General features: G+C 42.8%; 6 protein-coding genes. 3 read left to right on the forward strand and 3 right to left on the reverse strand.

Annotated elements, in window-relative coordinates:
- From IH879_18180 to IH879_18190, 3 genes are all read right to left on the reverse strand, one after another.
- Window positions 1-308 (reverse strand): TIGR03546 family protein (locus tag IH879_18180; GenBank protein ID MCH7676852.1); only part of this gene is annotated, 308 nt, incomplete at its 3' end.
- A gap of 462 nt (window positions 309-770) precedes the next feature.
- Window positions 771-1,784 carry a hypothetical protein gene (locus IH879_18185; GenBank protein ID MCH7676853.1) on the reverse strand — a complete coding sequence of 338 codons (1,014 nt, stop codon included), beginning with the start codon at window positions 1,782-1,784 and terminating at the stop codon, window positions 771-773.
- 1 nt (window position 1,785) lies between these two features.
- Complete coding sequence (locus IH879_18190; protein ID MCH7676854.1) at window positions 1,786-2,109, reverse strand: hypothetical protein; 324 nt, start codon at window positions 2,107-2,109, stop codon at window positions 1,786-1,788.
- A 263-nt stretch (window positions 2,110-2,372) separates the two neighbouring features.
- Between IH879_18190 and IH879_18195 the strand changes: the two genes are divergently transcribed.
- The 3 genes from IH879_18195 to IH879_18205 form a co-directional block, all read left to right on the forward strand.
- Window positions 2,373-4,940 (forward strand): hypothetical protein, encoded by a 2,568-nt coding sequence (locus IH879_18195; protein MCH7676855.1) that lies wholly within the window; start codon window positions 2,373-2,375, stop codon window positions 4,938-4,940.
- Complete coding sequence (locus IH879_18200) at window positions 4,924-5,340, forward strand: hypothetical protein (GenBank protein ID MCH7676856.1); 417 nt, start codon at window positions 4,924-4,926, stop codon at window positions 5,338-5,340. The genes IH879_18195 and IH879_18200 overlap by 17 nt, the downstream gene beginning before the upstream one ends.
- A 164-nt stretch (window positions 5,341-5,504) precedes the next feature.
- The coding region (locus IH879_18205) for a GMC family oxidoreductase (protein ID MCH7676857.1) at window positions 5,505-5,969 on the forward strand (465 nt) is incomplete at its 3' end.

The following is a 5,969-nucleotide window of genomic DNA, read 5'->3' on the forward strand; positions in this document are numbered from 1 at the left end:
GGCATATTATAAAGGGCAGTCCACAGTCCGTTGAGTACCTCGACCTGCACTAGCAGAAAATAACCGAGATTATGAAACAATGGATCAAAAAGGTAGGCCACAAAACTAAATAAAAAGATGGAAAAAAATACCGCGCTAAGATTTACCCTGGTTAAAATTGCGATGATCAAGATCACGATATTTTGTAAAGTCCAGAATGGCGTAAGCCCGACCACAAACCCCAATGTAAATCCCCCGGCGATTAATCCCGGCGACTCGCCTGCTCGCAAAACCTTGATAAATTTGCTGATGAATTTTAACCAGAACATAAGGCTCTCTATTCTACTTATTATTTAAATTGGTATTAAAATAAATATACGTAATTCCAAACAACTTAGTCAAAGATTTATTAATGCCTGGTTAGAGAAAACCTAAAGCGACCCCCAAAAGCATGATCCCAACTAAAATTTGTACCAAATGCAAGGTCACTTTTTTAACCTGATTAATTCACAAACCATAAAAGTCGTCATTCCCGCGAAGGCGGGAATCCATTACAAATCACAACTTAGTGCAGGTAATGGATGCCCGACTACTCGGGCATGACAATATTGAAGTTTTTTGCCTGAAATGAAAATTCATGAATTATTCAGGTTAAGCAATCTATTTCCCGCAATTGTAAAAATGAATGAAAGCTGCATCCCTTTGGTGGCGGTGTCTAAGAAATTATGGTTGAGAAATCAAGGTGGCTTTTCAAGGACACTTTGGAGCCAAAACAAATTTTTCTACATTAGCTATTTATTCCTGTTTTTATCCAGACCGGCTGAAAGCAGTTTATTCACGATATCATCGTAATATGGTTTTTCCTTTAAACTGGCGTGTGACCCGGGAAAATACAATACTGCTATTTCCAATATCTTATCTTCCTCATTAATTTCCTTAAGTACCACTGCACAGCGTTGGTCATATGAAAGGCGTGTGTTGTCAATCATGGGGAAATCGAAAAAATCAACCCCGAACTGTGCCACAATTTCAGTAGGTTCGGCTATCACAATCTCTATCCCCTCATCAGAATCCTCCCATTCGTCTAAAGTATTCTCGCTTTGTTCGAAAATCTCCGTTTCCTCTACTATCTCGGAGCATTCATCAGGGTCGGCCGGCCCTACTTCCAGTCGTACGCCTATTTCTTCCCCTATCGAGTCAAACGAATGCACGGTCACTTTGAAGCTTCTAGAATATGTCCGAATCTCATTGTGGGTTTCGTTATTAATCTGCAGACAAAAAACCTTTTGGTTGACTTTCCCGTTAAGACTACTGACATCCTCCAACCGAATGTTTATATCCCACTTATCACCCGCTCCTTCCAAAATTGCCATCTGTTTTCTCTTTATCTCTTTAGCAACCTTCTTCACACGCTGCATATAGTCTGCAGAATCAGGTGATGAGTCTTTTTCAATTTGTTTCTTAAGGTGTACGAACAGGGGTTTTAGATTAAGAGACTCATGGAAATTATAAGCCAGAAGTTCAAGATTAAGTACTTTTCCTTCCAGTGAGGCGGTTTCCGGTTTCAGAAATGATCCAATTATCGAGGCCAGCATGTCTTTGCGAAGAGAGCTCTCCGCTTGTTCTCGATTACTGATCAGCTCTGTATAGAGGCGAATTTTCATTTCCTCGCTTTGACGCCTTTCTAGAAAATCATTTCCGTAAATCCCAATCCCGGCTATAATGAAAGCTGTTAGTAAAGCCCCTAAAGGTTTAGAGAGTATACCCAATTTATCCCAGAAATCTTTTTTGTTTTTATTCTCCATGCTACTTCCTCTTTAGATAATAATTGCCCTCCGTGTCTTGCAACAAAACCAGATCGAATCTCACAGGAGTCTTTTTGGAGTAAACAGTTAGAATTCTTTTTACTCCATCAACTCGCAGTTTGCATTCTCCAGTCTCTTTCACATAGATGCTATATGAACCGTATTTGTCAGTTTTTTTGCTATAAACTAAGTTGCCATGTTTAATTTTTACGGTTACTCCAGCTACCGAGCTCCTGCCTTTTCTGACTGTCCCATGAATTTCTCCTGTCCAGGCAATTGCAGGAATAAAAATAATTAGTATGAGTAATGCTGATATTTTTTTCATATTGACCTCCGCACGTCCGGAAAATTTTAAACCTATTTTACATTCTTCTATAAAATAAAACAAGAAGATTTGATTAAAACTATTATGATTATAAAGAAACAAATTCCATATTTAAAATCAATCAAAATTTGAAAGTTAACCTGAACTGTCAGTCTGAACATTTCCTGAGTTTCTACGTTGAAAACGATCAAGTCATTTCCGAATTATAAATCCATACATTCTGACATTAGTGAGCTAGACCAAAATTAAATAAGGGCTAGACAATGAAAATTTGGGTTTTAACATTTATTGTTGGCACAATCTGGCTGGATCTTTTATTTAGTCAAGGGGAACCATTCACGCGAAAATGGCAGCAGGAAGTTCATTACCAGATAGAAGCCGAACTGGATACAACTGCGAAAAGATTAAATGGAAGTATGCAAATCCTCTATAAGAACAACTCACCGAATACGCTCAAGAAAATTTATCTGCAAGTTCCTTCTAATGCTTTTCACGACGAAGAAAATACCGCCGTTCGGGAAATGCGTCGTTTTAGTGGCAGCAACATGGATTTCGATCAAACTCCGGGACGCAAGCTGACCATTCAAAGTGTGCAGTTTTTATCAATTGGCAACGAGACTGAGTTCCCTTTGCAGGCATACGATTTCAGCGATACTATTCTCGATCTGACTTTGCCGTATCCATTGTCACCTGGTGACACCCTTTCCCTTGGGCTTAGTTTTTATCAGCAAATTAAATCTAAAAGACGCTCGCAGGATTTTGTCCACTGGTTCCCCCGATTATCTGTTTATGATCATGAAGGATGGCATCCCGAACCTTTTCATTTCATGATGGAACCGAGCGACGTCTACAGCGAATTCTCTGAAATGGATGTAACGGTTAGGGTGCCGGGGAATTACATTGTGGTTGGCTCCGGTGAAATTTTCGAAGGCGAACCGGGTTGGGAGTTAGTCGAAGCGGATACCGCGATGAATGATAGTACCTTTGCCGTCTGGCAAGATTCTCTTAAACAAGAGCTTTTCAAAAATGCTAAAATCGATGGCCCGCGACAAGTGCGATTCAAAGCAAATAATATGCAGGACTTCATCTGGAGCGCATCTCCGAATTTTGTTTACTACAAAAAAGATGCAAAAATACCGCTCAACATTTTTTACTACAAAAATCGCAGGCGGTGGTTAAAACCGTTTTTGGAACGAATTGATGGAACTTTGGCTTACCTGGAAGAACACTTTGGTCCCTATCGATTCCCCCACCTCAACATTGTGCGAGGTCTTGAAAGAAGTCTGGCTTATCCGATGATGGCGCTCATGCAGGATGAAGAATATTTCAGCCTGGCTTACGAACTGTCTTATCTTTATTTTCCCGGAATGGTTAGCACAAATGGCGTGAAAGAGTCCTGGCTGGCGAAGGGAATTGTGGTTTATATGGGTAAATCCTACTCTGAAAAAAAATATGGAAAACGGGGATACGATTTGGATGATGCTCAAGAAGAGATGAACTTTTTTGAACGACAGTACCCCCTGCCGACTCTGGACGGGGCGATTAGAACCTTCACGCGACTTTACAGCGAGTCGGGTCAAAACGAACCCATTTCAAAAGAAATTCACAAATACAACGATCCAATTGGTCTGATGTTTAATGTTTATATGAAGTCTGAGCTGTTTTATGAAATGCTGAAGTTTGTGGTCGGGGATTCCATTTTCAAAAAAAGTTTGCAGGAAGTGGTTCGCCGGCATGCGTTTACTCATATCACCGAAAAAGATTTGCAACTGGTTTTTGAGGAGAAGCACGGACAAGAATTGCACTGGTTTTTCAACCAGTGGCTGCATGATACACCGACAGTCGATTACAAAAAAGGTAAAGTGAAAAAATACCAACGCGACGACAAAACCTGGGTCACCGAAGTTGAGCTTACACGCGAAGGCGATGGCATCATGCCGGTGGATGTCGAAGTGGATTTGGGAGACGGTGAAAAAGTGGTCAAACGCTGGGATGGCAAAGATGAATCCGCGACAATTATTATTGAAACCGAAAAGAAGCCCAAAAGCGTCAACGTCGATCCGGACGACCGGATCATGGACAGTAACCGTTTGAACAATGCGCGGCGGCGGCTGGAATTTCGCCCGGACTGGCCGCTGCTGAAATACATTCACATGCCGAATGACGCCATACTGGTTTTGTGGCGGCCGCTGATTGGTTTTAACAAGCACGACTCGATTCGACTGGGAATCGGAACCCGCAGCAGTTACAACGCCTTTTATAATAACCTGGCTTTAGAGGCCATGTTTGGCGTGGATTCAAAAGAGCTCGATGGTAAAGTTGCCTACTCACATCCCTTGACGCGCAAGAACTTGTTAAACCGTTACACGATTATGGCTCGTAAAAACGAAGGACGCTTTGAAGCAGATCTGAATTTAACTTTTAGCGGCTCTAAGGGAATTTTATCCCAAAGCGGGAGAAACCTTAAATTTGGCGTCAATTACAGCCGTCTTTTAAATGATGTCTACACCTTCCGCAAAGTCTCCAACGATACCGGCAAAGTCCGGTTTGAGGAGTGGGAAGATGTGAACATTCTTCTTGCTTACCTTGAGGGGAAGGCGACTCAAACTTTTGGCCGATTAAATAGCCGAGGACGACTCCGAGCTGAAATCTCGCCAGCAGGCGATGCAAAGTTTACCAAACTCAGCAGCCGTCTTACTTTAGAAACACCCTTTTTGGGTTTTAAGTGGCGGGTGCGAGGCAACCTTGCAACCTCATTTGGTCCGGATCGGTTGCCGCTGCAAGATCAGTTTCGTGGTGAGGGGGCTGCCCCGCGTGCGTTTTCAAAATGACATTGTAAAGACAGGCAATGCTGTTGGAGCATTTAGAAGAAGATATGTCGAAGGCGGTGGTTTTTTGCGGGGTTATGCCGGACAGCCTTTGCCCGCCGAGCGTTTTGCAACGCTCAATTTTGAACTCGGTTTGTCACGCGCAATTTTTATTTTTAAACCATTTGCATTTTATGACACCGGGAAAATTTGGCAAACACGCGATAGTGACTCCTTTACCCGCTCGAATGCCGGGGTGGGTCTTGCCTTTTTTGAAAATGGCTTCAACTTGTTCGGAGGGAACGTTTCTTTATTTACCAACCTCTCCGTGAAAGTGTTATTCCCAATTTGGCTTAGCGATCCACTGCCTGGTGAGAAAAAGCGGCAATTTCGGTGGTATTTTTCGCTGGGCAAGGGATTGTAATTTTACTTTAGTAAACTGCGTTTATTAATTTAAAAAATCCTTGCTTTTTTGCCCCCAAAAAGTTAAGTTCGCACCAGAATTGTAACAAATTTTATTCTTAAAATTAAATTAACGCCCCTTACATTAGCCGTGAGAGGCGTTTCATTTGTTAGTCTCATTTAAATTTGTCCAACCATAAACAAACAGAATACGACGCCATCATAATCGGCAGTGGATTCGGCGGCTCGATGGTCGCACACGTCCTCGTGAACGCCGGCAAAAAGGTCTTGATGCTGGAAAGGGGCGACTGGGTTCCTCGCGGTGAGCACAATTGGGCAGATGACGCCTCAGTAGAATTGACTCCTTATTACTCCAAAGAGATCCCTTATCGCGTATTGGCCGGCGGCAACAGCAAAATCATGGGAGCCTACACCTGTGTTGGCGGACCGTCCGTATTTTACGGCGGTGTTTCCATGCGGCTTCGTGAAGCTGACTTTGAAATGACGCCCGAAATCGTGGGCAATTCGGACGCACACTGGCCATACAAATATGCTGATTTGGAAGCCTTCTATTGCCGGGCAGAACAAATTTTAGGTATCGCCGGCGAGCCTGGCGATCCCACCGAACCAAACCGCAGCAAACCATTCCCG

It is taken from the genome of candidate division KSB1 bacterium, from assembly GCA_022562085.1.
Lineage (GTDB): Bacteria > Zhuqueibacterota > Zhuqueibacteria > Oceanimicrobiales > Oceanimicrobiaceae > Oceanimicrobium.